This window comes from Streptomyces sp. NPDC037410, from assembly GCF_055602235.1.
In genome coordinates this window covers 47,708-69,898 of record NZ_JBVJWR010000018.1, presented here as the reverse complement: position 1 = coordinate 69,898, position 22,191 = coordinate 47,708, and the positions used below count along the sequence as shown (strand labels likewise).

Annotated in this window: 20 protein-coding genes and 1 pseudogene; 12 read left to right on the top strand and 9 right to left on the bottom strand. The window is 69.4% G+C overall.

Going from position 1 to position 22,191, the window contains the following annotated elements:
- Position 1: 1 nt before the first annotated feature.
- Genes ACZ7HT_RS27170 through ACZ7HT_RS27160 form a run of 3 tightly spaced genes read right to left on the bottom strand, consistent with a single transcriptional unit; the run spans position 2 to position 2,916 of the window.
- A complete protein-coding gene (locus tag ACZ7HT_RS27170) occupies positions 2 to 1,801 on the bottom strand; it encodes a DUF4254 domain-containing protein (RefSeq protein ID WP_471170748.1) in 1,800 nt (599 codons plus the stop codon).
- The gene (locus ACZ7HT_RS27165) at positions 1,798 to 2,445 is read right to left on the bottom strand and encodes a hypothetical protein (protein ID WP_471170746.1); all 648 of its coding nucleotides are present in this window, start codon (positions 2,443 to 2,445) and stop codon (positions 1,798 to 1,800) included. The genes ACZ7HT_RS27170 and ACZ7HT_RS27165 overlap by 4 nt, the downstream gene beginning before the upstream one ends.
- A gap of 3 nt (positions 2,446 to 2,448) precedes the next feature.
- Positions 2,449 to 2,916 (bottom strand): NUDIX hydrolase, encoded by a 468-nt coding sequence (locus ACZ7HT_RS27160; protein ID WP_471170744.1) that lies wholly within the window; start codon positions 2,914 to 2,916, stop codon positions 2,449 to 2,451.
- 275 nt (positions 2,917 to 3,191) lie between these two features.
- On the opposite strand from ACZ7HT_RS27160, the gene ACZ7HT_RS27155 reads away from it, so the two are divergent.
- From ACZ7HT_RS27155 to ACZ7HT_RS27115, 9 genes and pseudogenes are all read left to right on the top strand, one after another.
- On the top strand, positions 3,192 to 4,265 hold the full coding sequence (locus tag ACZ7HT_RS27155; protein WP_471170742.1) for a helix-turn-helix domain-containing protein: 1,074 nt from the start codon (positions 3,192 to 3,194) through the stop codon (positions 4,263 to 4,265).
- Positions 4,266 to 4,290: 25 nt separating this feature from the next.
- Positions 4,291 to 4,860: a cysteine hydrolase family protein gene (locus ACZ7HT_RS27150; protein WP_471170740.1), complete on the top strand. Its 570-nt coding sequence runs from the start codon at positions 4,291 to 4,293 to the stop codon at positions 4,858 to 4,860.
- Between the two features lie 4 nt (positions 4,861 to 4,864).
- Positions 4,865 to 5,779 (top strand): FAD-dependent oxidoreductase, encoded by a 915-nt coding sequence (locus ACZ7HT_RS27145; RefSeq protein WP_471170738.1) that lies wholly within the window; start codon positions 4,865 to 4,867, stop codon positions 5,777 to 5,779.
- Position 5,780: 1 nt separating this feature from the next.
- Entirely contained in the window at positions 5,781 to 6,233 is a 453-nt protein-coding gene (locus tag ACZ7HT_RS27140) for an NUDIX hydrolase (RefSeq protein WP_471170736.1), read from the top strand.
- A 19-nt stretch (positions 6,234 to 6,252) separates the two neighbouring features.
- Positions 6,253 to 7,187: pseudogene (locus ACZ7HT_RS27135) on the top strand (FAD-dependent oxidoreductase).
- A 271-nt stretch (positions 7,188 to 7,458) separates the two neighbouring features.
- Positions 7,459 to 7,965 (top strand): hypothetical protein, encoded by a 507-nt coding sequence (locus ACZ7HT_RS27130; RefSeq protein WP_471170734.1) that lies wholly within the window; start codon positions 7,459 to 7,461, stop codon positions 7,963 to 7,965.
- Between the two features lie 76 nt (positions 7,966 to 8,041).
- Positions 8,042 to 9,748, top strand: coding sequence for a hypothetical protein (locus ACZ7HT_RS27125; protein WP_471170732.1), 1,707 nt, complete (start codon positions 8,042 to 8,044; stop codon positions 9,746 to 9,748).
- Positions 9,745 to 10,437, top strand: coding sequence for an ABC transporter ATP-binding protein (locus ACZ7HT_RS27120; RefSeq protein ID WP_471170730.1), 693 nt, complete (start codon positions 9,745 to 9,747; stop codon positions 10,435 to 10,437). The genes ACZ7HT_RS27125 and ACZ7HT_RS27120 overlap by 4 nt, the downstream gene beginning before the upstream one ends.
- On the top strand, positions 10,434 to 11,657 hold the full coding sequence (locus ACZ7HT_RS27115; protein WP_471170728.1) for an ABC transporter permease: 1,224 nt from the start codon (positions 10,434 to 10,436) through the stop codon (positions 11,655 to 11,657). Before ACZ7HT_RS27120 ends, ACZ7HT_RS27115 begins: the two co-directional genes overlap by 4 nt.
- Positions 11,658 to 12,128: 471 nt before the next feature.
- On the opposite strand, the gene ACZ7HT_RS27110 is transcribed toward ACZ7HT_RS27115, so the two are convergent.
- The 5 genes from ACZ7HT_RS27110 to ACZ7HT_RS27090 form a co-directional block, all read right to left on the bottom strand.
- Positions 12,129 to 12,488, bottom strand: coding sequence for a hypothetical protein (locus ACZ7HT_RS27110; RefSeq protein WP_471170725.1), 360 nt, complete (start codon positions 12,486 to 12,488; stop codon positions 12,129 to 12,131).
- Between the two features lie 112 nt (positions 12,489 to 12,600).
- The gene (locus ACZ7HT_RS27105; protein ID WP_471170723.1) at positions 12,601 to 14,319 is read right to left on the bottom strand and encodes a relaxase/mobilization nuclease domain-containing protein; all 1,719 of its coding nucleotides are present in this window, start codon (positions 14,317 to 14,319) and stop codon (positions 12,601 to 12,603) included.
- Positions 14,316 to 14,657: a plasmid mobilization relaxosome protein MobC gene (locus ACZ7HT_RS27100; RefSeq protein ID WP_471170721.1), complete on the bottom strand. Its 342-nt coding sequence runs from the start codon at positions 14,655 to 14,657 to the stop codon at positions 14,316 to 14,318. Before ACZ7HT_RS27100 ends, ACZ7HT_RS27105 begins: the two co-directional genes overlap by 4 nt.
- Before the next feature lie 327 nt (positions 14,658 to 14,984).
- A complete protein-coding gene (locus ACZ7HT_RS27095; protein ID WP_471170719.1) occupies positions 14,985 to 16,361 on the bottom strand; it encodes a hypothetical protein in 1,377 nt (458 codons plus the stop codon).
- A 250-nt stretch (positions 16,362 to 16,611) separates the two neighbouring features.
- Entirely contained in the window at positions 16,612 to 18,132 is a 1,521-nt protein-coding gene (locus ACZ7HT_RS27090; RefSeq protein WP_471170717.1) for a DnaB-like helicase N-terminal domain-containing protein, read from the bottom strand.
- A 322-nt stretch (positions 18,133 to 18,454) separates the two neighbouring features.
- Here ACZ7HT_RS27090 and ACZ7HT_RS27085 point away from each other — a divergent pair, with 322 nt between their 5' ends.
- The 3 genes from ACZ7HT_RS27085 to ACZ7HT_RS27075 all read left to right on the top strand — a co-directional run bounded on the left by ACZ7HT_RS27085 (position 18,455) and on the right by ACZ7HT_RS27075 (position 21,178).
- Positions 18,455 to 18,949: a helix-turn-helix transcriptional regulator gene (locus tag ACZ7HT_RS27085; RefSeq protein ID WP_403668547.1), complete on the top strand. Its 495-nt coding sequence runs from the start codon at positions 18,455 to 18,457 to the stop codon at positions 18,947 to 18,949.
- Positions 18,950 to 19,118: 169 nt separating this feature from the next.
- On the top strand, positions 19,119 to 19,415 hold the full coding sequence (locus tag ACZ7HT_RS27080) for a helix-turn-helix domain-containing protein (protein ID WP_471170715.1): 297 nt from the start codon (positions 19,119 to 19,121) through the stop codon (positions 19,413 to 19,415).
- Positions 19,412 to 21,178, top strand: a complete 1,767-nt coding sequence (locus ACZ7HT_RS27075) for a tyrosine-type recombinase/integrase (RefSeq protein WP_471170713.1) — start codon at positions 19,412 to 19,414, stop codon at positions 21,176 to 21,178. The genes ACZ7HT_RS27080 and ACZ7HT_RS27075 overlap by 4 nt, the downstream gene beginning before the upstream one ends.
- Positions 21,179 to 21,423: 245 nt before the next feature.
- Here ACZ7HT_RS27075 and ACZ7HT_RS27070 read toward each other — a convergent pair whose 3' ends face one another.
- Positions 21,424 to 22,173 (bottom strand): PaeR7I family type II restriction endonuclease, encoded by a 750-nt coding sequence (locus ACZ7HT_RS27070; RefSeq protein WP_471170712.1) that lies wholly within the window; start codon positions 22,171 to 22,173, stop codon positions 21,424 to 21,426.
- Positions 22,174 to 22,191 lie beyond the last annotated feature (18 nt).

Below are 22,191 nucleotides of genomic sequence, written 5' to 3'. Positions count from 1 at the left end.
TTCAGGCGGCGAGCTGGGCGGCGTACCAGGTGAGGAGCTGGTCGACGGCCGCGGTGACGGGCTTGAGGACGAGTTCGGTCTCGCCGTCGCGCCAGGCGCTGGCGATCTCGGCCAGGGAGGGCACCGAGAGGAGGCGCAGGCCCGGCATGCGTGAGGCCACGGCGAGGATCCGGTCGGGGCCGGACTCCCACTGGTTGTGCTCGCGGAGGAGGAGGCGGCAGGCGAGTACGAGGTGCTTGTAGAGCTGCCGCAGCGTCGCCGGCCCGGCTTCGGCGCGCAGGCGGCGCATGGTCAGGACGACCTGGGGGAGTTCGCGGACGGCGGCGAAAGCGAGCTCATCTCGGCTGATCGTCGGCAGTTCGAGGTCGGGTGTGGCGTGCAGGACGGGGCTGCCCTGCTGGAGCTGGTGGAGGACGAACGCCAGGCGCGGGGTGAGACGTCGGCCGGTCAGTTCGCCGGGGGTGACGAGGGTGGGGCCGAGGGAGGTTGTACTGCCCAGGGCGGTCCGGTACTGCTCCAGGGCCTCGTGGACCTGGCAGATGGCTTCGTGTTCGGCGATCACGAGGAGGTCCAGGTCGGACCAGCCGGCGATCCAGCTGCCCTCGCCGGGGCTGCCGGTCAGGGCGGCGAGCCGCACGCCGGGGCCGTACGCCCGTACCGCGTCGGTGAAGTCGGCCGTTGCCGAGGCGATGGCGGCCGGCAGGCCCAGCCCGTACGGGGTAGCCACGCGCAGCGCCGTGGCGGCGGGTGGGGCGGCGATGCGCCGGAGCCGGGCGCGGAGGGCTGCGATGCTTCCGGTGTTGTCGATGACGTGGTCGGCGAGCGCGGCGACCTGGTGGGCACCACGGCTCATCTTGATCTCGTCCTTCGCGGCGACGGCCTGGGCCGGCGTCCCGGACCGCTCGACGCGTACGGCGAAGGAGGCGTCCAGGTAGACGATCTGGAGCGAGTCGCCCATGAGCTGCTTGAGCTCGGCGATCGAGGTGTCGTCGTGGACGGACTCGATGGTGAACAGCTTTGTGTCGACGTGGGCGTCCGCGAAGCGATTCAGCTCGCCGAGCAGCAGCTCGGCCTGCCGACGGGCCGACAGCGCGTACGGGTCCGCAAGGCCCTCCTGGTGGGCCGCCTGCCGCAGCAGGAAGCCGATCTTGAGGCGCTGGGCGCCGCACGTGCGCTGGACGAATTCGGCGCTGGTGCTCTTGCCGCACTCGCTCAGCCCGCCGAAGGCGAGGACCCGGCGGAGGTGTCGGCTCGGCTTGATCTCTGCAGGGGCGGCGTCGTCCCGGCCGTACAACTTGAAGCGGGCCGGTATGGGAAGCCGCCGGTGGCCGGCGACGACGTCGGAGATCAGCGTGTCGAGGGCGGCGCACAGCTCTTCCCGCTGGCTGTGCAGGGCGGGGACACGCCGACGGGCCAGCTCGTCCCGGGCTGCCGCCCGCTCGCTGTGCCAGATCCGCAGCGTCAGCACCGACAGGCGGTCGACGACGGAGGCGAGCGTCTCGGTGTGCAGCGGCGCGTCGGCGCGGCCCGCGTCGGCCAGCGAGCCGAGGACCTCGTCAGCCCGTTCGGCGAGCGCGTTGCGTTCGGCGTTGAGCTGGTCGATCTCGCGCTTGCAGTCGGCGACCTGGGCGGCGGAGAGTAAGGAGCTGCGCACCCGGTCCTCGGTGTGCCACAGGCGCCCGTTGACAGTGTGGAGCCGGGTGATGGCGTCGTCCAGGCGGTGACGGTCCTTGTCCTGAAGCGCGGCGATGGCGCGGGACAGGCCGGGCGGCAAAACCAGGGGCGGGGAGTTCTGGGTCATCGGGGACTCCCGTCAGTGAGTCGGGGGAGGCCGACGTGGCCGAGTACGTCGGCGTGGATGTCGTCCAGGGAGCGGTCCTCGCAGTCCACGACCGCGGTGTACGAGCCGTGGTCGGCCTGGTGGAGCAGGACCGTGTGCAGCGTCTTCTGGTAGGCCGGGTAGATCCCGGTCCAGGGGCTGCCCTCGCGGGCGCTGGCGATGGCGTAGCTGCGCTCGGCGTCGAGTGACGGGAGCAGGAGGATCGCGGTCTCTGCTGCGGTGGCGCGCGAACCGGAGATGCCCGTCACGGTCTTGGACGCCTCGCCGACCGTCAGTCCGTCCTTGACCACGCAGGTTGCGGTGGCCACGGCGAGGAGCATGGGCAGGCCCCGGTCGAGCAGGCCCGTGCGCCCGGCCTCGCGGGCGGCGGCCCGCTTGGCGTGGCCGACGAGCAGCATCTCGGTCAGCTCGACAGTCGTGGACGTCTCGAACCACCACCGGGCGTAGTCGCCGGCGGCCACCCGAGCCCACGGCTCGGGGTCGTGCTCGTGGACCGCGCCCAGCGGCTGGAAGCCGTCCCACCGCTCGGCCAGCCGCACCAGGTGGGTCGTCTTGCCCACGTTGTCAGGGCCGTTGAGGCTGACGAAGTCCGGGACCTGCGCCATCGTTCACGCCTCGCGGATCGGGGTGTCGAGGACGGAGACGATCGCCTCCGTGTTCGCGGCGATGAACTTGGCGAGCTCCGGCGGCATCAGGTTCAGCTCACGGACGGCCTGGGCAGTGAAGGGCACCCGGACCACCTCGTACCCGCCCCGCTCCGGCTTGGCGAACTCCGTCCCCGTCCGCGCGGCCAGGTCCATCGACTCCAGGCGCGCGGCGAAGATGTGCTGGACGCCGACGCCACCATCCAGCTCGTCGGTGATCAGGTGGACGAGCTCGGCGCGCTCCAGCTTGCCGCCCAGCTCCTCGAACACCTCGCGGTGCAGGGCCGCCTCGATGGTCGCGTCGTCCGCCTCGACCCCTCCGCCGACCGACACCCAGTACGGCTCCCTGCCCGGCTTGGTGCGCTTGATCAGGACGAGCTCGTCGCCGTCGAGGAGGATCGCGCGGGCGTTGCGCTTGACGATGTCGGTCATGCCGTTTGCTCCTTCTGGTGGTGGTACAGGAGAGAACGGGCGGAGGGCCGCCTGGTGGCGGTGGGCACCTCCCCGGCTCGGTGGACCCAGCATGGTGGAGGCCGATGGCGGGGTGTGACGTACGGGTGCTGCAGCAATGCCGCAGCGCTGCCGAACAAGGCTGACTACGCTGGGCGTTTCGGCGTTCCACCGGGTGACAGACAGGGGGTACGACGGTGGTCACGGTGCAGCGATGGTCCGGCCGGGAAGCCCGGCTGTTACGCGACGCCCTGCGCATGAGCCTGCGGGACTTCGCCGCCTACCTGGGCGTCAGCGATAGGACCGTGTCGAACTGGGAGGGCGGCGGGTCGAGTTACCAGCCGCGTGCTGAATCTCAGGCCGTCCTCGATACCGCACTCGGCCGCGCGCCGGACGACGCGAAGGCCCGATTCGCGGCGGCGCTGGGAACGAACGGCGCTGCGCCGCCCGTCACAGGCCGGATCGAAGTCGACTCCCACAAGTTCCTGCCGGTCTTCATCGGCGTCGAGCGCGCCGGCCGGCTCCGCGCACACATGACATCGAGCGCGGACGACCAGTGGCTGGAGTCCTCCTCAGCCTGCGTGGACCACCCCGAAGCGCAGGACTGCGTCCTGCACGTCTTCGCGTGCGGGGTAGCCGTCTTCCACCTCGTCCAGCCACACGAGCCCACCGTGCTTACCGAACTCGCCGTCTGGCGCTACCGCTCCTGCGCCTCCGACCTGCCCTGGGCACGAGACAAGCTCCGCGACCTCCTGGACGAGGACCACACCCGCGTCCCCAACCCGGAGTACGTCCTCTCCTTGTACTGGCTCACTTCCGGCCCGTGGGCCGGAGACGTCCATGACACCGCCCTGCGCCTGTTGTCCACGCCCTCGGTTCTGGTCGACCGCGGCGCCCCGGGTGGGCCCGCGCCCTTGGACGGCGCGGTCGAGGCATCGCTCCTCGCCACCGGCTTCGACCACCCGGACATGGTGCCCTTCGGCGTACGGGGTGTCTCCACCGCCTACGCCGGCTGGTCCGGCGTCGCCTACGCCTCCCACTCCCGCGAGCGCAGCCTCACCATCGATGAGCTGGTCACGTGCGAGCTGACCGTCCAGACCCTGTGGTGCTTCACCCGCCAGATCCAGCAGATGATCGAGGACGGCCAAGACCCCTCCATGCCCGAGCAGTACGGCTGGCGTTTCCTGCGCGCCGCCTACTCCCGGCTCACCACCGCCCGCGCCCAGGAGACCGCGCAGCACGTCCTGATGCGGGAGGCCATCATGAAGACCAGCGGACTGGCCGAGCGGCTGCGCGCCGCACAGGACGCGCTGCGCGAGAGCGTCGGCTGAGGACACGGGGCAGGAGAGACAGCGGATGGACATAGGCACCGCCGCGCTGGTCGTGATCGACATGCAGAACGGCTTCGTGAACCACCACAGCCGCCACGCCGTGCCTGCGGTCTCCGACCTAGTCGCCCAGTGGTCCGCCGCCGGCCGACCCGTGATCTTCACCCGGTACTTCAACTATCCAGACAGCCCCTACGAGCGCTTCTTCCAGTGGCACCGGCTCCAGGAAGCGCCCGAGACCGACATCGTTCCCGAGCTCGCAGAAGCAGCCACCCACGCACACGCGGTCGTCGACAAAACCGGCTACACGCTCCTCACCCCGGAGGCTGCCGAGCTGATCCGCCGGGCCGGCTGGACCGATCTCGTCTTCTGCGGGATCGCCACGGAGAGCTGTGTCCTGAAGTCCGCCGCCGACGCCTTCGAGCACGGCTACGCACCCTGGATCGTCACCAACGCCTGCGCCAGCGACGCCGGCCCGGACGTCCACGATGCCGGACTCCTCGTCGCCCGCCGGCTGATCGGAACCGGCCAACTCGTCACCACCGACCACGTGATCGGCCAACTCACTGCGTACGCCGGGGCCCCAGTGCTGGAATAGCCCCATGGCCGACACGCGGTACGACACCGACCTGATCATCATCGGCGGCGGCCCGGCCGGCTGCGCCGCCGCCCGCATGGCCGCCAGCGTCGGCATGCGCTCGATCCTGATCGAGCCGGACCGGCTGTGCCGCAACCTTTACCGGATCCCGGCCCTGAACAACGTCCTCGGCGGCTACACCAGCGGCCCCGAGCTGGCCGACTCCATCGTCGCGGAGCTGAAGAGCACGGAGCTGTGTCGCCTCGAACTCGGCCACCACGTCACCGAGCTCTGCGCCGACGACGACCAGGTGACCATCACGGTGGACACCGGCGCCCGTCTCACCGCCCCGTACGCCATCGTCGCCACCGGAGTCGGCCCCCTCCAGCCCCGCGACGTCGGCTGGATCACCGCCCCCGACGGCCTGACCCTGCCCCCGCTCTGGCAGGCCGAGGCGGACGACGCCGAGGGCCGCACCCTCCTCGTCCTCGGCGGCGACCGCCCGATCGGCACCTTCCTGCGCGCCCACCCGACCACCGACACCCGACTGCTCGTGGCGTACCCGGCGGCCGACGCGTACAAGACCGAGGAAATCCACGAGGACCCCCGAGTCACGCTGCTCCCCGTCGAGCACCTGACGCTGAGCCTGGCAGAAGGCACCACGGTGTCGGCGGAAACAGTGGGCAGGGACGGCGAACAGCACACGGTCACGGCGGATGCCGCCTACCTCAGCATCGGGAACGCGCCGACCGCCCCGTCCGGCGACCTGACCCGTGGTGCGGACGGATACTGCGCGCCTACCGGCCAGCATCCCCGCATCATCGTGGCCGGAGACCTCCGCTCCGCCCGCTTCCAACGGATCATGACCGCCCTGGGCTCCGGCAGCGAGGCCGCGCTTTACGCCTACTACGCGGCCAGGGAAGTGCTCCCCAAGGGGTGAGATGCGGCTGCGCGATGCGGTGACGATGGTGCTCAGAAGGGGGATCTCCGTGACCAGCGAGGCCGAGGCTGCGGTCGCCGCCGCAGTTGTCGTTCGAGGTGGGTGCGTCCTGCTCGTGCGACGACGAGTGCCGGAAGGCGCACTCTCGTGGCAGTTCCCGGCCGGGAAGATCGAATCTGGCGAAACGCCCGAAGAAGCCGCAGCGCGTGAGACCCAGGAGGAGACCGGGCTCCTGGTGACCGCGCAGAGCGTGCTCGGACAACGGGTTCACCCCATGACGGGCCACGAGATCCACTACATCGCATGTCGACCCGTCGGCGGCGAGACGGTCATCGCGAGTCCCGATGAGGTGGCCGGCCTGGTCTGGGCCGCGCACGACGAGATCCCGCAGTACGTGCCGTACGGACTGTTCGAGCCGGTGCAGGACTACCTCGACGCGACCCTGCGTTCCTGAGCGACCTCGGGCCACAGCCGTGCGTGCGGGGAAGCGCGTTGTCGTTGTCGGGTCCGGGTTGGCAGGGCTCACCACGGCCGTCGTTCTCGCCGAGGCCGGAACCTCGGTGCACGTGATCGCCGAGCAGGTCCTGGGCGTTACCTCGCTGGCGGCCGGGGCGATGTGAGGGCTATACCTGGTCGAGCCGAAGGGCAAGGTCGACGAGTGGGGTAGAGGTCCCTGGAGATCTTTCGCACGCTGGCCGAGGACCTGGCCACGGGCGTCCGGCTCACCAGCGGCATCGAGACGTGCCGTACGGCCGAGGCGCCATCGGACCGGGCCACCACTCTGCCGGGCTTCCGGCCGTGCGAGCCCGCCGAAGCGCCGACCGGGTTCACGGCCGGCAACCGGTTCACCGTGCCGCTGATCGACATGCCCACCTATCTCGACTACCTCCTACGTCGCCTCCACGTCGCTGGCGGAACGGTTGCGCAGCGACGCCTGGCCGTGCTCGCGGACGCCGGCTCTGCCCCCGTCATCGTCAACTGCACGGGCCTTGGCGCCCAGGCGCTGGTCCCAGACCCCGACCTGCGGCCCATTCGCGGCCAGCACGTCGTCGTCACCAACCCAGGGCTGACCGAGTTCTTCTCCGAGGACACCGGCCTCGCGCCGGACCTGCTGTGCTTCTACCCCCACGGCGACACCGTCGTCCTGGGCGGCACCGCCATCGACGGCGACGGCAACCTCGCCCCCGACGACAAGGCGGCAGCCGGCATCCTCGCCCGGTGCGCCGAGGTCGAACCCTGCTTCGCCCAGGCCCGCATCCTGGAGCGCCGGATAGGCGCCCGGCCAACCCGGGCCGTGGTCCGCGTGGAGGCCGAGCGTCGGGAGGATGGCACCGTGGTCGTACACAACTATGGGAATTCCCAACGCCGGGATCCTCTATCCGCAGGCGGCCGGGCGCCCCTTCTGTAGTGGATGAGCCGATCAAGCCGAACCGTTTACTATTCGCCGAATGGCCGAATCGGGCTACTCGACAGTATCGAAGGAACCTCAAAGGAGCCTCAGATTCCCATCACGAATCCGCAAACATGACATTCATTCCCTAGGTCCTTACAGACTCCCCGAACGTTGATCACTGCTGGTCAGCGACCTGTGGGTGAGAACTAGCTGCTCCGATTCCATCTCCGTCAAACGGATGCCGGTTGACCTAGATCAACGTGTCGTAGTTGCATTCCACCTGTCCGTGAACACGACCAACACGGACCACATCAATCGGGGAGGAAATATGCGTGCCAGATTCGCGGCAGTAGCCGCTGGCATAGCGTCGGTTGGCCTGCTGCTCGGCAGCGCCACGTCCGCGTCCGCGGTGAGCGACTCGTCGACGACGACGCTGGCCGGGGGAATCACGGTTCAGGCCAACGCCTGGAACTGCAGCCTCTGGTCTAGTGCCTGCGACTGGGCGACGTCTTCCAAGGTGAATAAGAAGGTCACCTGGGTCAAGAACACCGCTACCGTCGCCATCAGCAGCGGAACCATCAGCATCTCGATGGGCGGGGCCAGCTACACCGCCGGCACTAGCACCCCTCGGTCGCGCGTCCTGTACTGGACGAATACCAACGCCAACATCTCGGACCTGCGCGGGCAGGTCCGGGCGAGTGGGGGGCTTTTCCCGACCGTCACGACGTGCTCGGATGCCTACCTTTACAACAGCAGCAACGGCGTGAAGGGTGGGGCTTCGGCCTGCACCTGATCCTGCCGCAGTGAAGGCCCGGCCTGCGGCCGGGCCTTCACTGCCCTTGTGGAGGTCTGCACGGAAACGGATTGACATGAAGAGACCGAGCTGGCCCGTTCTCGCGGGCTGCGCAGCGTTCGTGATCCTGGCGGTGGGTGTTTTCCCCTGGGGCCGTCTAAGTACTGGCGAAGGCAGATCAGAGGAGGCGCTGGATCAGCGTCAGCGTTCGCTGAGTTCGCAGCTGGACGGGTTCCGCGGCGAGAACGGGCTCTTTGTCAACTCGTTTGGAGCGGTGAATCAGCCGGGCCTCTATCAAAGTGCATATGGCCTCTCCGCGCTACGCGCTTCGGGCGATCCGGTGCAGGTGAAACTTCCCGGTCCGGAGATCAGGCAGAAGCTGTCCGCGTCGATCGAGCAGGATCCGCTCTGGGGGCGTTACTACTTCGCTCTGGTGGAACAGGCTACCGGCAAGCGCCTTCATACCGTTGATGATGTTCGGGCACTACGGAAAATGCTCACCGCTGACGGGTACTTTCGGGATCCTGCTCCGGCGAGCCCCCGGGATCCGGCCCTGCCGCTGAAATTGAGCCAGACCACCGCGGCTTTGGAAGCACTTGAACAGTTCGGCTCTCCGGTCACACGCAACGAGGCGGGGCGGATAGCCGGCTGGCTGCGTCGGCTGCCGGCGTCACCTCAGCCGCAGATGGTGGTCGAGTACAACCTGGCTCGAGCCTTCAGGCTCGTCGGCTCACCGCCCCCGGAACAGTCGGCAACCAGAGTCAGGGCTTGGCAGCCGTCCGACGGTGCGCGATCCGCCGAGGAACGTAGCGCCGAGCTGACGGATACTGCCGCCTACGTGCTCGCCGCCGAGCTCACCGATGTCGACCTGTCTTCTCAGCGCGCCAAGTTGGAGGAGACGCTACGTCCTGGCGACGGAGACCTTGCCGATCCACAGATGGCGTGGATCGTGGCGCGGGCTCTGCGTGCGCTGTCCAGCAACGCCGCTTCCTCGATGTCGGCCTCGACCAAGCGGCACCTCCTGCCCAACGGTCTGATGTCCAGGGCCCAGTCTCACCTCGGAACGCTGGGGGCCTCCTACCAGGTCGAGCGTCTACGCATGGCCGAGGGTCTCCCCACCCGGGACGACCGCCTACGGCAGGGCCTGGAGCGCGCTCGGGGGCAACTGTCCAGACGCGCCCCGCTCGACCGTGCCATGTGGCTGGTCACCTACCAGCTGGCCGGAGGCACTGTCGCGGAACAGGACGAGAAGGACATCCGCCAAGCGGTGAGGTCAGCGTTCCCTCGCAGGGTCTCCCTGGCGAACGTCCAGGAATGGTCGTACTACGTCGACGTGCTCCAGCTCATGGACGAACCAGTTCCTGACTTCTCGGTGGCCCGCTGGACGGCGAAGACCCCCGAGGAACAGAGTGCGCGCAACATCCTCCTGTTCAATCTGTCGCGGACCGATCGCATGCATCTGCTCCCTGGACGTCCCACGGGGACAGAACTCATCGCCGAGGCGGTTGAGCAGCTCAAGCGGGGCACGGTCACCGGCGCATCACTCGCCGTGGATGCCGCCAGCTCCGTCGGATGGGTGACCGACGAGACCACCAGCCGGCGGCTGAGGAAACAGCTCGCAGGCCGGACGGGATGCGCCGAAGGGTCGCTGATGGTCCGGGACACCAACGACGGTGACGAGTGCAGCCTTGCTGCCACACTTGCGGCGGCGCGCCTGTCCAATCTGCTTGAGGTGCCCGGCGGGTCCGACCCGTCACATATGGAATCCGAGGACCACGTATGACCGTTCCTTTGTTGCACGCTACCGACCTAGCCCTGCGATTCACCGAAGCCTCTCGGGACATCGCGGCTCTCGAGGGCGGCGAAGTACGAGTCCACAGAGGCGAGGTCTTAGCACTTCTTGGCCGCTCCGGCAGCGGCAAGACCACCTGGATGAACGTCGCGGGACTGCTCCTGCGCCCGGATTCGGGGCGGCTGGTCGTCAACGGGGCGGACGTCCTGTCCCTCGACGACGCCGCCCGCACCGCCTTCCGGCGCGATCACATCGGCATCGTCTTCCAGTCCTTCAACCTGCTGCCGCAGCTGTCCGCGGTGGAGAACGTCGCGCTCGCCTCGACCCAGGGCGTACGGGGAGGCAAGCTCCGGGCGGCGGAACTTCTGGACTCCGTCGGTATGGGACATCGTGCGGCGCATCGCCCCGGTGAGCTTTCCGCCGGCGAACAGCAGCGGGTATCCATCGCCCGCGCATTGGTCAACGAGCCGTCCCTGATCCTCGCCGACGAACCGACGGGCAATCTCGACGAGGAGACCGAAGCCGAAGTCCTCGGCCAGTTCCGGCGAGCCGCTGAAAGCGGCTGTGGTGTCGTGCTGATCACGCACAGCCAGCGCGTGGCGGAGTTCGCCGACACCATCGCCGTGATGAAGTCCGGCCACGTCACCATGACGAGTGCCCAGGAGGTGGCTGAGGCATGAGGAGTCTAACCCTCGGAGCCGTCAACGCGGCCCGATTCGCACGTCGACTGACCGCGTCACTGATCATTCTGGTGCTCTGCGGAGCCATCGCACTGGCCGCCGGCACTCTCTCGGCGGCAGGAACCCAGACAGCCGACGCGAGCATGCGCACGGGATCAGGGCTACGCCAGATCGACGTACAGAATCTGCAAGACAGCGGAGACACGGCGAAGCGGCTCACTCCCAGCAGCCTCGACGTGATCCGCGGCATGCCCGGAGTCGAGAGCGTCGAACCCTCTCTGAACGCCTCCTTCACCGTGAGCAAGAACGGCGACGGGTTCCCCGTTCTGCTCTACGCCAACCTCGCCCGGCCCTCGGTCCTGCCTCCGCTGAAGGCGACCACGCGGGACAAGGTGTTTCCCCTCAAGCCCGGGGAGATCGTGCTGCCGGCCACCGCTGACGGCGAAGACCTGACAGACTTGCTGGGCAAGACAGTGACCGCCGAGTACACCCGCCGCACTTCGGAGAGCCAGGGCACCGGCGCCACCACTCAGGTGACGGTCGTGGGCATCAGCGATCCGAACTGGCAGCTCGACGGTCCCAGCGCCGCCCATGCCGCGCCCGCCCAGGTCGAGACCTGGGCTGCGGCCCGAGCCGGCGAGTCCCCCAAGCACTTCCTGGACACCCAGGGCTACACCGGTGCGACCGTCGTAGCCGCGACGGAGGGCCAGGTCGAACAAGTGGTGGCGAAGCTGACTGATGAGAAGTACTTCGCCGTCAGCGTCCGCGACCGGGTCGCCGAGCTGCCTGGAATCCTCGGCCTGTTCCAGTGGCTGTCCAAGGGACTGCTGGTACTCCTCGCCGTGGTCGGCGTGCTCGCCGGGCTCGGGATCGGCGGTGCCGTCGTCCGCACACGGACTCGGGAGGTAGGGGTTCTGCGCACGATCGGCTACACCCGTGCCGAGGTCTTCCGCTCCTTCGCCACCGAGATCGGCATCCTCGCACTGGCCGCCGGTGCCGTGGCCGCCGTACTCGGCGCCCTGATCGGAGGTGGAGCGGCCCTGGGCCTGGCCACGATGGAGGAGTTCAGTCCGCACCTGCCTGGCGGCTGGGTCTCCCCGCCGTTGTGGCAGCTGGGAGCAACGGTGCTCCTGTCCGCTGCCGCAATTCTGATCGGGGCCTTGAGGCCGCTCCGACGAGCCGCCGCACTCGACCCCGTTACGGTGCTACGGGACTGGTAATCAGCTCGCGGTTCGGCACCTCAGCCCCAGGTGCCCGGCCGTCACCGCACTGCGCGGTGACGGCGCCGTAGTTCGCACGGCGCACGGCTACTGGTCCCTCTTCGGTGCCCTGCGTGCTCCGCCTCAGATCGCGCGTGTCATCGAGGAAGAGGTATGCAGATGAGGGAAGGGAGCCAGCGGCCCATCGCCGCGGCCACGCGGAGATCCCGCAGTACGTCCCGAACGGGTTGCTCGAATCGGCGCAGGAGCACCTCGACGCGGTCCTGAACCGCTGACAAAGGTTACTGACGGTGTCGGAGGAACCTGCGAGGCGATATGGCGCCCGCAGGCTCCTCCAAGCTGGCGGCCGGACGCGTGTTCTCATGGTCTGGCTTGAGTTGGGCCGTCCGACCGGACGGCGGAGCGCGGCCGGTGGCGGGGAGAGCTCCTGACCACCGGCCGCCGGTTCCTGTATGGGACCTGCCTGTGCGCTCAGTCCTTGTGCGGGCGGAGGCTGCTGGCGCCCGCAGCGATGACGGTCTCCAACTGGCCGTACTCGAGCATGTCCTCGTGGGTCATGAAGGGGATGAGGGCTTCACGGTGCGGGAGGACGTACTTGAACAGAAGCTCGGCCATCTGGTGCGCGGCGGCCTCGGCTCCGGCCTCGGGGTTGTGGACGTGGACGCCGGCGGCTTGGAGTTCTTCGAGGGTGGCGTCATCGGCGAGGGCCTGTTCCTCGTCGGTGAAGGGGCGTCCGTCGAGGTGGCGGAAGGTGCGGGTGCCCCAGGGTCGGTTGAAGTCCGTGTCGAAGAGCAGGGCCATGACGTGGGGGCGAGGGGTGGATGCGGGCATAGGGGTTCTCCTTGGCGGGGCGGGGGTGGTGCCGATGTACCCATGGTCTGGAGAATCCCCGGTTAGCCTAACCGGGGATCGTCGGTTACTTTTTGCGGCTCGGTTTTTCGGTTCAGAGTCGCCGCGGGGAACCATTCGCGGGCCTGGTCCCGATTTGCGCTGCCCGTTCCGGTGACGCGACAGAGCGGTATCCGCTGGTTCGCTGGCCCTGGGAGTTCTGGGGATCAGCGGGGAGGCTGGCCATTCGCCGTAGCCGCCACACGAGCACGTCGCTCATGCGTTCCGCCGTGTCCAGTTCCCTTCGGGCCGCTGCCTGGGTGAGCAGGGTGGTGGGGTTGTGGCCGGCGGTCTGGGCCTCGGCGAGGGTGGCTGCGAGGGCGGGCCAGCCGGGCTCGGCAAGGATGTGGTCGGCAAGTTCGGGCAGGGCTTGGCGTACGGCGGCGGTGTGGTGGCGTTGCCAGGCTGGGGCCAGGCGACTTCCCCGTTGGTGGAGCAGCGCCATGGGGTGGCTGGCGGCGGCCTGGTAGGCGGCGCGGAGGTGCGTGGCGGCCTGTTGGGCGGCTTCGGCCTGTTGGGCGTGCTGCTTCTTGGCGTGCCAGTTTGCGGCGGCGATGGCGAGGAAGACCAGCATGTCGATGGCCATGGCTGTGGTAGCGCTGTCCTCGCCTCGGCCGAAGGCCGAGCCACTGCGGACGAGGTCGCGGGCGGCCTGGCGAAGGGCACGGTCGTGGCCGTGTGCGGCGCGGACGTGGGAGCGGGAGGCCCGTTCGAACGCGGTAGCGGCAGCCTGTAGTTCGTGACGGGTGTGGGCGGCGGACGTCGTGGCGAGGGCGTCGAGGACTTCCCCGGTGGCGGCGATCTGCGCGGCGACCATGCCGTCGTCACCGTGATCGATGACGAGCAGCGCCTGCCAGGCGGCAGTGGTGGCGCGCCGACGTGCGGACGCGGGCCCGGTCACCGACGGCAGCGCCGGTTGCTGGATGGCGTCGTCCGGGGGAGCACTCCAGCGCTCGCGGATGCGGGGCAGGGAGAGGTCCGGGGCGAGCTTGGAGCCGGAGTAGAAGACGGGTTCGCCCTTGGCGTTGCGGTCGCCGGGGAGGGCGACGGTGTAGCCGAGGGTGTCGCCTGACGGTGCGATGCGGCGCCGGATGAGCAGGCCAGCTGCGGCGAGGCGGTCGAAGAACTCCTCTTCGCTCGCCGCGCCGGCCACCGAACGGCGGACCGCCTCGCGCAGCTCCTCGCGCGGGGTGCGCTGCTGCCCCCGGCGTTCGGCTTTGTGGCGTTCGGCGCTGGTGGGGCGCTTGGCGGCGGTGCCATCGCCCGGGGTGACCTGGCGCAGGCCGTAGGCGGCCTCAATGAGGCGGGCTTCGGCCTGGGCGCGGCGGGCCTCGTTGTGCAGGCGAGGCCTTCGGCCGTCGTCGCGGACCAGGGTGGCGATGATGTGGATGTGGTCGTCGGCGTGCCGGACGGCCGCCCACCGGCAGGCGGCATCGTCGCCGTCGGGGGCAATGCCGGTGGCGGCGACCATGCGACGGGCGATGGCCGCCCAGTCGTCGTCGGACAGGATCGGGTCTTCGGGGCTGGCGCGCACGGACACGTGCCACACGTGCTTCTGGGGGCGCCGGCCGGCGGGCAAGGCGTTGATGGGCTGGTCGAGCAGGCGCTCCAGCTGCTTGTAGGTGGCGCTGGGGTCGCGGCCCGGGTCGGGGGTGAGCGGGTCGAAGGCGGCCACCAGGTGCGGGTCGACGTGCTCCTCGTGGGTGCCGGGGCCGTACAGATAGCGGATCAGGCCGATCGTCTCGCTCCCGCGTTTGTGGATGCGGGGAATCACGCCGGGGCACCGCCGTCGCGGTGGGTGAGTAGGGCATCGGTGGCGTCCTCCATACGACGGGCCGCGCCCAGGACGGCCTGAGCGGTGGCGTCGAGGTGGGGTGCGTCGGCACCGGAGTTGAGGGCCTTGGCGACCTGGTTGAACAGGCCGTGGATGCGGCCCAAGTGCCGGCGGGCGGCGAAGATCTCGTTGATGACTTCCCGTTCGGTGGCGATCTCGGCGGCGGTGCGGGTGAGGTCGCGGGCTGCCTTGTCCACGGCGTAGGCGAGGAAGGCGGCGTTGCTCATGGCGCAGTGGTCGGCCGCCTTGGTGAAGCGCGCGAACTCGGCGTCGTTCATGCGGCAGCTGGGCTGGTGCAGGCGCTTGCGGGGCTTCGGTTGACGAGCGCGCTGACGCTTGTGCGAGAGGGACTCGGCCGGCCGTCCCCTTCCAGGCTGCGGTCCGCCCTCGGCCGTTGCCTGCCGGTCCGGTGCCCCCTGGCGCCGGGACTCTCCCGCCACCCCTGGGGCGGGAACTCCGGGAGCATTGCTCCCGGGACAACTTGCTCCGCCTGATGACGGGGTGGTGGACAGCTGCTGGGGTGTGGTGGGTCCGTGGTGCGGGTCGTGCATGAGTTTCCTGTCGGAGGGTGGATGGGGCGAGGGGCTTGCTGGCAGAGGTGACCGTCAGCGGTGGCGGGAGGCGTTCAGTTCGGCCTTGATCTCGCGGACGATGAGGCCGGCGTCGTCGCTGGCGACGGTGTATCCGTCGCCGCGTACGACCTCTTCCAGGAGGTCGCGGGACAGGCGGCCGTGCTCGTCAAGGAGCCGGTGGGCGTAGTCGCGAAGGATGCCGTCGGTGGCGCTCGGTTTGCCGCAGGCCCGCTTCGGCTTCGGGGCGGGGCGCTTGGCCGGTGGGGTGTGTGAGCCGCTGCCAGTGGATGGCGGAGCCGCCTCTTGCGGGCGGGTCGCCCGATTCGGGCGGGCCGTCGATTCCGGGCCGGAGCGGGCGGTGGGATTCGGGCGGGCGGATCGCGGGCGGGCGCCCGGGTGGGGTTCCTCGTCGCCCGGATCTGATGGGTGCGGGCGGGCGCGGTCCTCTGCCCGCCTGTCGCCGTCCGCCCGATCGTCGGCGTCTGCCCGGGAGTGGTCGGGCTGTGCTGCGGGCGGGCTGGTGGGCTGCCCGGCGGGCGGGGTCCAGCGCCCGGGCAGGTCGATGGTGGCCAGGGCGGCTGCTTGGCGGCGTGTGGCGAGCTGGCGCAGCAGCTGCTCGTTGCGGCGCGGGTCGGTGTCGATGCCGGAGCGGGCGAGGGCCTTGGACAGGCGGCGCACGGTGCGCCGGCCCGCCCGTCCGGTCCGCTGCTCGGGCGTCATCTCGGCGAGGCGGGCGGCCAGGGCGACGGCTCGGTGTGCGGCCCGGTCGCGGATGATCTGGGCGGCGCCCTGGTCCTGCTGGACGATCCCCAGGCGGGCGAGCAGCCGCTCGCGGGCCTGCCGTGTGAGGACGGCGGCGAGCCCGCGGGAGGCGGCGTCGGGGGTCCGCTGGCGGAGTTCGATGCCCATGGCCAGGTGCCACAGCACGGCGGCCATCACCGGGCCGGTGAAGGCGCGTACGGTGCCGCCGACGGGGCCGGCCTCTGCGTAGGCGGGGATGGTCTGCATGGCGGTGATCACCCAGACCAGGACTCCGGGCAGACCGGCCGCTTGCCTCGGACCGTGAAGGTTCTGGCGGGCCATCAGGGCCATGGAGAACAGGGCGAGCTCGGCGGCGGCGAACATCGCGGTGCGCTCGGCGGTGTTGCGCATGTCGAGGTAGTGGGCGGCGAACCGCCAGCTGGTGTCCGCGCTGTAGGCGGTGCACACGAGCGCCGCCACGGTCGCAGTGACGACGGCGGCCGAGAGGCGTCGCTTCCGATCGCGGGTGCGGTGCTGGCTGCGTCGCGGCCTCAGCAGGCCCGCGAGCAGTGCGCCGGCGGCGACGGCCAGGACGGCAACGGGCAGCAGCGGACTATCGGTGAACGGTAGCGAAGTGGTGGCGAGCATGTCGGTTATGGCAGGGGGCATCTACGGGGTTACTCCGGGGAGAGTGAGAAGGCGATCACGGCGTTCACGGATGGGGGCGTACACGCGGGCCCCCTTCTAAAGGGGGCCCCGCGCGTGATCGCTTGGGTACGTGTACGCCGTGGACGGTCGCGTGATCGCTCTACCTGCGGTCTTGCGGTGAGCGTGTGCGCTGTGAGCGGTTCACGGCGGTCTGCGGGCGGGAGGGCCGCGTGTACGGTCGCGTGAACGCTTTCGGGTGTCGGTGCGGGGTTCAGCCGACAGCGGTGAGGTGGCGGGCGGAGGCGTAATAGCGGGCCTGCTGGCCGCCTCCGGCCCCTCCGGCGGTGCCGTCGACCTTGGTGGCCAGGCCGCTGTCGACGAGGCTGCTGAGGTGACGTCGCGCCTTCTCGATGTCGGCGCGTTCAGGGTCGCCGCCGCCGATGAGGATGGCCGCCAGCTCGCGTGCGCTCAGCCCGTTGGGGGCGTTGCGCAGCAGGGCGGCGGGGTCCTTGGTCGGGTCGACGGTGGTGGTGCCGCGCACGTGATCGTGTGTGACGTCCAGGGGGCCGACTTCACCGGTGGAGGTCTTGAGGTGGTGCAGGGTGACGGCGGGGTCGCCTGCCCGGCCGGTGACGAACAGGACGCTGCCCGCGCCGGAGGTGAACCAGGTGGAGCCGTAGACCTGGTCCAGGCTGGGGCGCTGGCCGCGTGGCGCGTCGGCCGTGGCCTTCCGCTGGTGGTGCAGCTCCATGATCTCCACGCCGTTGCGAATGGCGCGCATGCGGGCGTTGTGGAAGGCGACCGCGAGGCTGTCGTCGACCATCGTGCTGACCGCGTCCTTGAGGCTGTCGATCACGATGGTGTCGGCCTGGTGGGCGGCGGCGAGGTCGGCGAGGAGGTCGGGCTCCTTGTCGAGGGTGGCGGGCAGCGGGCCCTCCCAGACCACGAGCCGCTCGCGCAGGATCTTCTCGTCAGTGGGGAAGACGCGGCGGGCCATGGCTTTGGCGATCTGCTTGGGACGGTCCATCGCGAGGTAGAGCACGCGCCTGCTGGGGGCGACGGGCATCTCCAGGACGGTCTCCTGCAGGCCGATGCGGGCGAAGATCACCTGATGGGCCAGGGTCGTCTTGCCGACGCCCGGAGCGCCGACGATCATCAGGCTCTCGCCGGAGGCCCAGACGGTCTTCTCACGGGTGCCCCACAGGGGCTCGGTGTCCGCGCCGCTCTCTTTGACGAACGACCATCCGTTGGTGGCGAAGCGGGACAGCCGTCCCTGTCCCGAGGCGAGTGCACGCTCGCGTTCGGCGCATACTTCCGCTTCGACCTCGCTGCGGATCGCCTCGGGATCCGCGCCGGGTTCCTGGGCCCGCTGGAGGGTCCGTACAGCGGAGGTCATCAGGCGGCGTAGGTCGGCCTTCGCGCGGACGATCTCCGCGTGGTGCTCGGCGCTGCCGGTGCCGTAGGGCGCGTCGGCGAGCTGGAACACGTAGGCGGGACCGCCGACCCGTTGCAGATCGCCTTGCTGCTGGAGCAGTTCGGTGAGGACGATTGGGTCGGTCGGCTTGTCCTCGCGGTGCTGGGTGAGGAGCGCGCGCCAGATGGTCTCGTGAGCGGGCCGGTAGAAGGCGTCGTCGCCGAGGACGGGCCGGACCGCGTCGATGACGTCGGCTTTGTGCATGCAGGCGCCAAGGACCGCGCGCTCGGCGTCCAGGTTGAACGGAGGTTCCGTCGGGGTGGGACCTCCGTCGAAGCGGGATGGCGTCTGGGATGGCAGGGTCGTACCCTGGGTCACGGAGCTCCTCATCCGGCAGGCCATTACGGGGCGGCAACCCCGGCCTCCGGTTTCGATCGTTCAGGGATGGATGGTTGTGCGGTGGAGCCTCTACTTCGGCCCCGGTGTTCGTAGCACCGGGGCCGCTTGCGTGTGCGGATCCGTCCACCGCTGTACGGCGGACTACGACCATAGCCGAGATTTTCGGTAGCGCAACGCCTTGCATTTCACTCCGCAACGATGTTTAGTTGTGGATGCTGGCCCAAGTGGACCCGTTGTCGCGTGAAGGGAGGTGCGAGTGAGCGGTGAGGAAGGTGCGGAGCGCGCCGGCCCCGGTCGTCCGATGCCGGAGGAGCACGTCGCTGCCCGCATCAAGCTGGAGCGCGAGGTCCGCGGTTGGAGCACGGTGAAGCTTGCCGAGGAGATGGCCGCCGTCGGCCATCCGATCAACCAGTCGGCGATCTGGCGCATCGAGAGTGGCAAACCCCGTCGCAGGGTCAACCTCGACGAGGCGCTCGGCTTCTGCAAGGTCTTCGACATCACCATGCAGGACCTGACGGGGCCGCCAGGAGAGCTGGCCACGCCCCGCATTCGCGAGCTTGTCCGTGAGTACGTCCAGATGACGCGGGAGTACCACCAACTGCGAGCGGCGATCGACCGGAACCAGATGCACCTGCACGAGATCGACATGGAACTCAACGCATACGGGGACAAGGGCCCCGAGCAGAGAGGACAGGTCGACGAACTCCTCCGGCTCGAAGAGCGGGCCTTGCAGAGGAGCCTGCACCCATCGCGGGCGCACCTGCGAAACCAGGGGCAGCCACCCACCGGCGAATAGTCGGCCGCTGCCCCCTCACGGCGCTACGAACGCCGAGAACCCCTATGTGTGGCGACCTCCGTCGCTGACGATCACCCACCGACCCATCCATCCCTGAACGACGCCACCGGCCAGGCCGACGGGAGTTGCCGCTCCCGCGACGCCGCGATGCCGGCGGGAGGAGTACCCCATGCCGCAGCCCGCGCTGCCCATTTCCCAGATAGCCCAGCTCCTGGACGTCCCCGAAGACGCCCTGCGCACCTTGATGGTCGAGCGGCGATCCGCCGGCGACACGACCCTGGTCGCCCTCACCGTCACCGAGGCAGCTCGCCGGATCGGCATCGGCCGCACCAAGCTGTACGAGTACGTCTCCTCCGGCGAGATCGCCTCCGTCAAGATCGGCAGCTTGCGCCGCATCCCAGCGGAGGCGGTGAACGACTTCCTGGCCCGCCGACTGTCGACGTCCGACTTCGGGGCCGCCGCGTGACGCGAGCCTCCGTACCGAAGTCCCGCCAGCCCAACGGCGCCTCGTCCATCTACCTCGGCACGGATGGTCGTTGGCACGGCCGCGTCACCGTTGGAGTCAAGGACGACGGCGCCCCGGATCGGCGTCATGTCAGCCGCAAGACCCGCCCCGAAGTCACCAGGGTCGTCCGCGAGCTGGAGCGCCAGCGCGACAAGGGCGCCGTCCGCAAGGCCGGCCAGTCCTGGACCGTGAAGACCTGGCTCACCCATTGGGTCGAGAACATCGCCGCCGCGCACGTCTCGGAGAACACCATCGACGGCTACCGCGTCGCGGTGAACCACCACCTCATCCCCGGCCTGGGCGCCCACCGCCTGGAGAAGCTCGAACCCGAGCACCTGGAGCGCTTCTACAAGAAGATGCAGGACAACGGCAGTGCCGCCGGCACCGCCCATCAGGCTCACCGCACGATCCGCACGGCGCTGAACGAGGCCGTGCGCCGCAAGCACCTCACGGCGAACCCGGCCTCCATCGCCAAGGCCCCCAAGGTCGAGGAGGAGGAGGTCGAGCCGTACACGGTCGAGGAGGTCCAGCGGCTCCTCGCCGAGGCCGCCAAGCACCGCAACACCGCCCGTTGGGTCATCGCGCTCGCTCTCGGCCTGCGCCAGGGCGAGGTCCTCGGCATGCAGTGGGACGACGTCGCCTTCGAGCTCGGTGTCATCCGCGTACGTCGTGGCCGGCTGCGGCCCCGCTACAAGCACGGCTGTGGTGACCGCTGCGGTCGCAAGCCCGGCTACTGCCCCCAGAAGATCAACACCCGCCGCGAGACGAAGACCGCCAAGTCCCGCGCCGGCCAGCGACCTATCGGCGTGCCCGAAGAGCTGCTCCAGCTCCTGCGCCGGCACAAGGAGGGCCAGGCCCGTGAGCGAACCGTGGCCCGCGACCTCTGGACGGAGAAGGGGTACGTCTTCACCTCGCCCACCGGCGAGCCCCTGAACCCGAACACCGACTACCACAAATGGAAGGAGCTCCTGAAAGCCGCTGGCGTCCGCGACGCCCGCCTTCACGACGCCCGCCACACTGCGGCGACGGTCCTGCTCATCCTCGGCGTCTCCGACGCGGTCGTCGACGCAATCATGGGCTGGGAGCCCGGCAAGTCCGCCCGGATGCGCCGCCGCTACCAGCACCTGACCAGCCGCGTCCTCAAGGACACCGCAGCCAAGGTCGGCGGCCTTCTTTGGGGCACGGACCAGACCGTGGGAAGCGCTGCGTCGGAGGCCGACCAGAGCCCCATCCCTGCAGAGCTGATGGTCCACGTCGCCTGCCTCGGCGATCGGCGCGTGCCCTTTCTCCACCGCGAGCACGCCGACGAGGTCGTCGCACGCTGGAGCGAGGACTGGCCCGACCACACCGCCGTGGTCGAGGAATGGGACCGCTGGCGCTGGGAACACCAGGGTCCCGGCGGCGCGAGCGCCATCCGCGACCGCGTACCGGAGCGGGCCGTGGTCTTCCACGCCCGAGTTCTGTTCCTCCCCGGCGGGGAACGCACAGCGACAGGGGTCCCGGAGCAGTGGTCGGTGCCTGCCTGGGAGTTCGAGACCGACCGCTACACCGACCGAGCCTCGGCCTGGCGCACGGCCCGACGCCCCGGCACAGGCCAGGAGGTAGAGGCCCAGGTGCGAGGCACCGACAAGGCTGCCGTTGAGGCGGCCTTCACTGAGGCGTGTGCACAGGCTGTGGATCGCGCTCGGAATCCGGGAAAGTACGGCGACACCGACGACTGGTAGGGCCCCGGAACGCCGCCCACCAGGGCGAACCACGCTGGCGCGCCGCCCTGGTAACGCCAGGGCGTGTATCAGGACCACATAGCGCGACGAAGCCCGGCTCCCGCTACGGGGCGCCGGGCCTCCGTGCGTTCGTCAGTCGACGAGGTAGTGGGGTCTCCCCCTCCCCGCCCATTCCCCTTGCATGCCAACAAGACTGGCTCCAGCTCTACCGAGCCGGGGTCAGAACCCGAGATTTCAGCAGACTTCTAGTGCGTCAATTCGTCGAACACATCCTCCGGCAGCGTCTTGATGTACGCGATGCGTGCACGGATGGCTGCCTCGAGATTGGCCAACGACAAGCTCACCGACGGTTCGGTGAAGTGTTCGCTGCCTGCCTCGGCGGTGAGTAGAGCGACAGCGTCGTAGTTGCCCTCCTTGACCATGCGTTCGAAGAAGATCTTGTAGCGCCCTATGTACGACGCCCCCTCGAAGATCGGGTCCGCCGGGAATGGCATGTTCTTGGGCACCTTGACCGTGCTCAACGATCCCGGTGCGCTTTCTACGAGCATGATGAAACCGAACCAGGGCTTCAACTGGCCAAACAGGCCGCGCTCCGCGGCCATCTGGGAGTCGGCCGCGAGCCCGAGGGCTTCCTCCGTCCGGTTGTTGAAGTTGTTGCCGAACGAGGGGCCTCGCTGGGACTTGAACTCCATCGCCGCGATCAGGGAGCCGCGGTAGAGCACCAGGAGGTCCCAGTTCTTCGCTGGCCGAAAGTACGCCGGGAGATTGTTGTGACCGGTCGTTCGCACCTCAAGGGTGACATCCGGATTGTCGCGCCATATTTTCGCCACGACTTCTTGCATCGCGTCCATCTGCTTGCCGCCCGTGACGGCTGCCCGGTTGCCAGCGTCCTTGACCCCGGTTGCCTGCCCCTGCTTGGCGGCCTGTAGGTCCAGGCCAGTCCAGTAGCCGAGAACAGCGGCACGCCAGGTCTCGACAGGTGTCAGGTCGCTCATGACCCCTCTTCTTCTATT

Excerpts from the sequence above, each read along its gene's own strand:
- ACZ7HT_RS27170 (WP_471170748.1), bottom strand. The coding sequence starts at position 1,801 with ATGACCCAGAACTCCCCGCCCCTGGTTTTGCCGCCCGGCCTGTCCCGC.
- ACZ7HT_RS27165 (WP_471170746.1), bottom strand. The coding sequence starts at position 2,445 with ATGGCGCAGGTCCCGGACTTCGTCAGCCTCAACGGCCCTGACAACGTG.
- ACZ7HT_RS27160 (WP_471170744.1), bottom strand. The coding sequence starts at position 2,916 with ATGACCGACATCGTCAAGCGCAACGCCCGCGCGATCCTCCTCGACGGC.
- ACZ7HT_RS27155 (WP_471170742.1), top strand. The coding sequence starts at position 3,192 with ATGAGCCTGCGGGACTTCGCCGCCTACCTGGGCGTCAGCGATAGGACC.
- ACZ7HT_RS27150 (WP_471170740.1), top strand. The coding sequence starts at position 4,291 with ATGGACATAGGCACCGCCGCGCTGGTCGTGATCGACATGCAGAACGGC.
- ACZ7HT_RS27145 (WP_471170738.1), top strand. The coding sequence starts at position 4,865 with ATGGCCGACACGCGGTACGACACCGACCTGATCATCATCGGCGGCGGC.
- ACZ7HT_RS27140 (WP_471170736.1), top strand. The coding sequence starts at position 5,781 with ATGCGGCTGCGCGATGCGGTGACGATGGTGCTCAGAAGGGGGATCTCC.
- ACZ7HT_RS27125 (WP_471170732.1), top strand. The coding sequence starts at position 8,042 with ATGAAGAGACCGAGCTGGCCCGTTCTCGCGGGCTGCGCAGCGTTCGTG.
- ACZ7HT_RS27120 (WP_471170730.1), top strand. The coding sequence starts at position 9,745 with ATGACCGTTCCTTTGTTGCACGCTACCGACCTAGCCCTGCGATTCACC.
- ACZ7HT_RS27115 (WP_471170728.1), top strand. The coding sequence starts at position 10,434 with ATGAGGAGTCTAACCCTCGGAGCCGTCAACGCGGCCCGATTCGCACGT.
- ACZ7HT_RS27110 (WP_471170725.1), bottom strand. The coding sequence starts at position 12,488 with ATGCCCGCATCCACCCCTCGCCCCCACGTCATGGCCCTGCTCTTCGAC.
- ACZ7HT_RS27100 (WP_471170721.1), bottom strand. The coding sequence starts at position 14,657 with ATGAACGACGCCGAGTTCGCGCGCTTCACCAAGGCGGCCGACCACTGC.
- ACZ7HT_RS27095 (WP_471170719.1), bottom strand. The coding sequence starts at position 16,361 with ATGCCCCCTGCCATAACCGACATGCTCGCCACCACTTCGCTACCGTTC.
- ACZ7HT_RS27085 (WP_403668547.1), top strand. The coding sequence starts at position 18,455 with ATGCCGGAGGAGCACGTCGCTGCCCGCATCAAGCTGGAGCGCGAGGTC.
- ACZ7HT_RS27080 (WP_471170715.1), top strand. The coding sequence starts at position 19,119 with ATGCCGCAGCCCGCGCTGCCCATTTCCCAGATAGCCCAGCTCCTGGAC.
- ACZ7HT_RS27070 (WP_471170712.1), bottom strand. The coding sequence starts at position 22,173 with ATGAGCGACCTGACACCTGTCGAGACCTGGCGTGCCGCTGTTCTCGGC.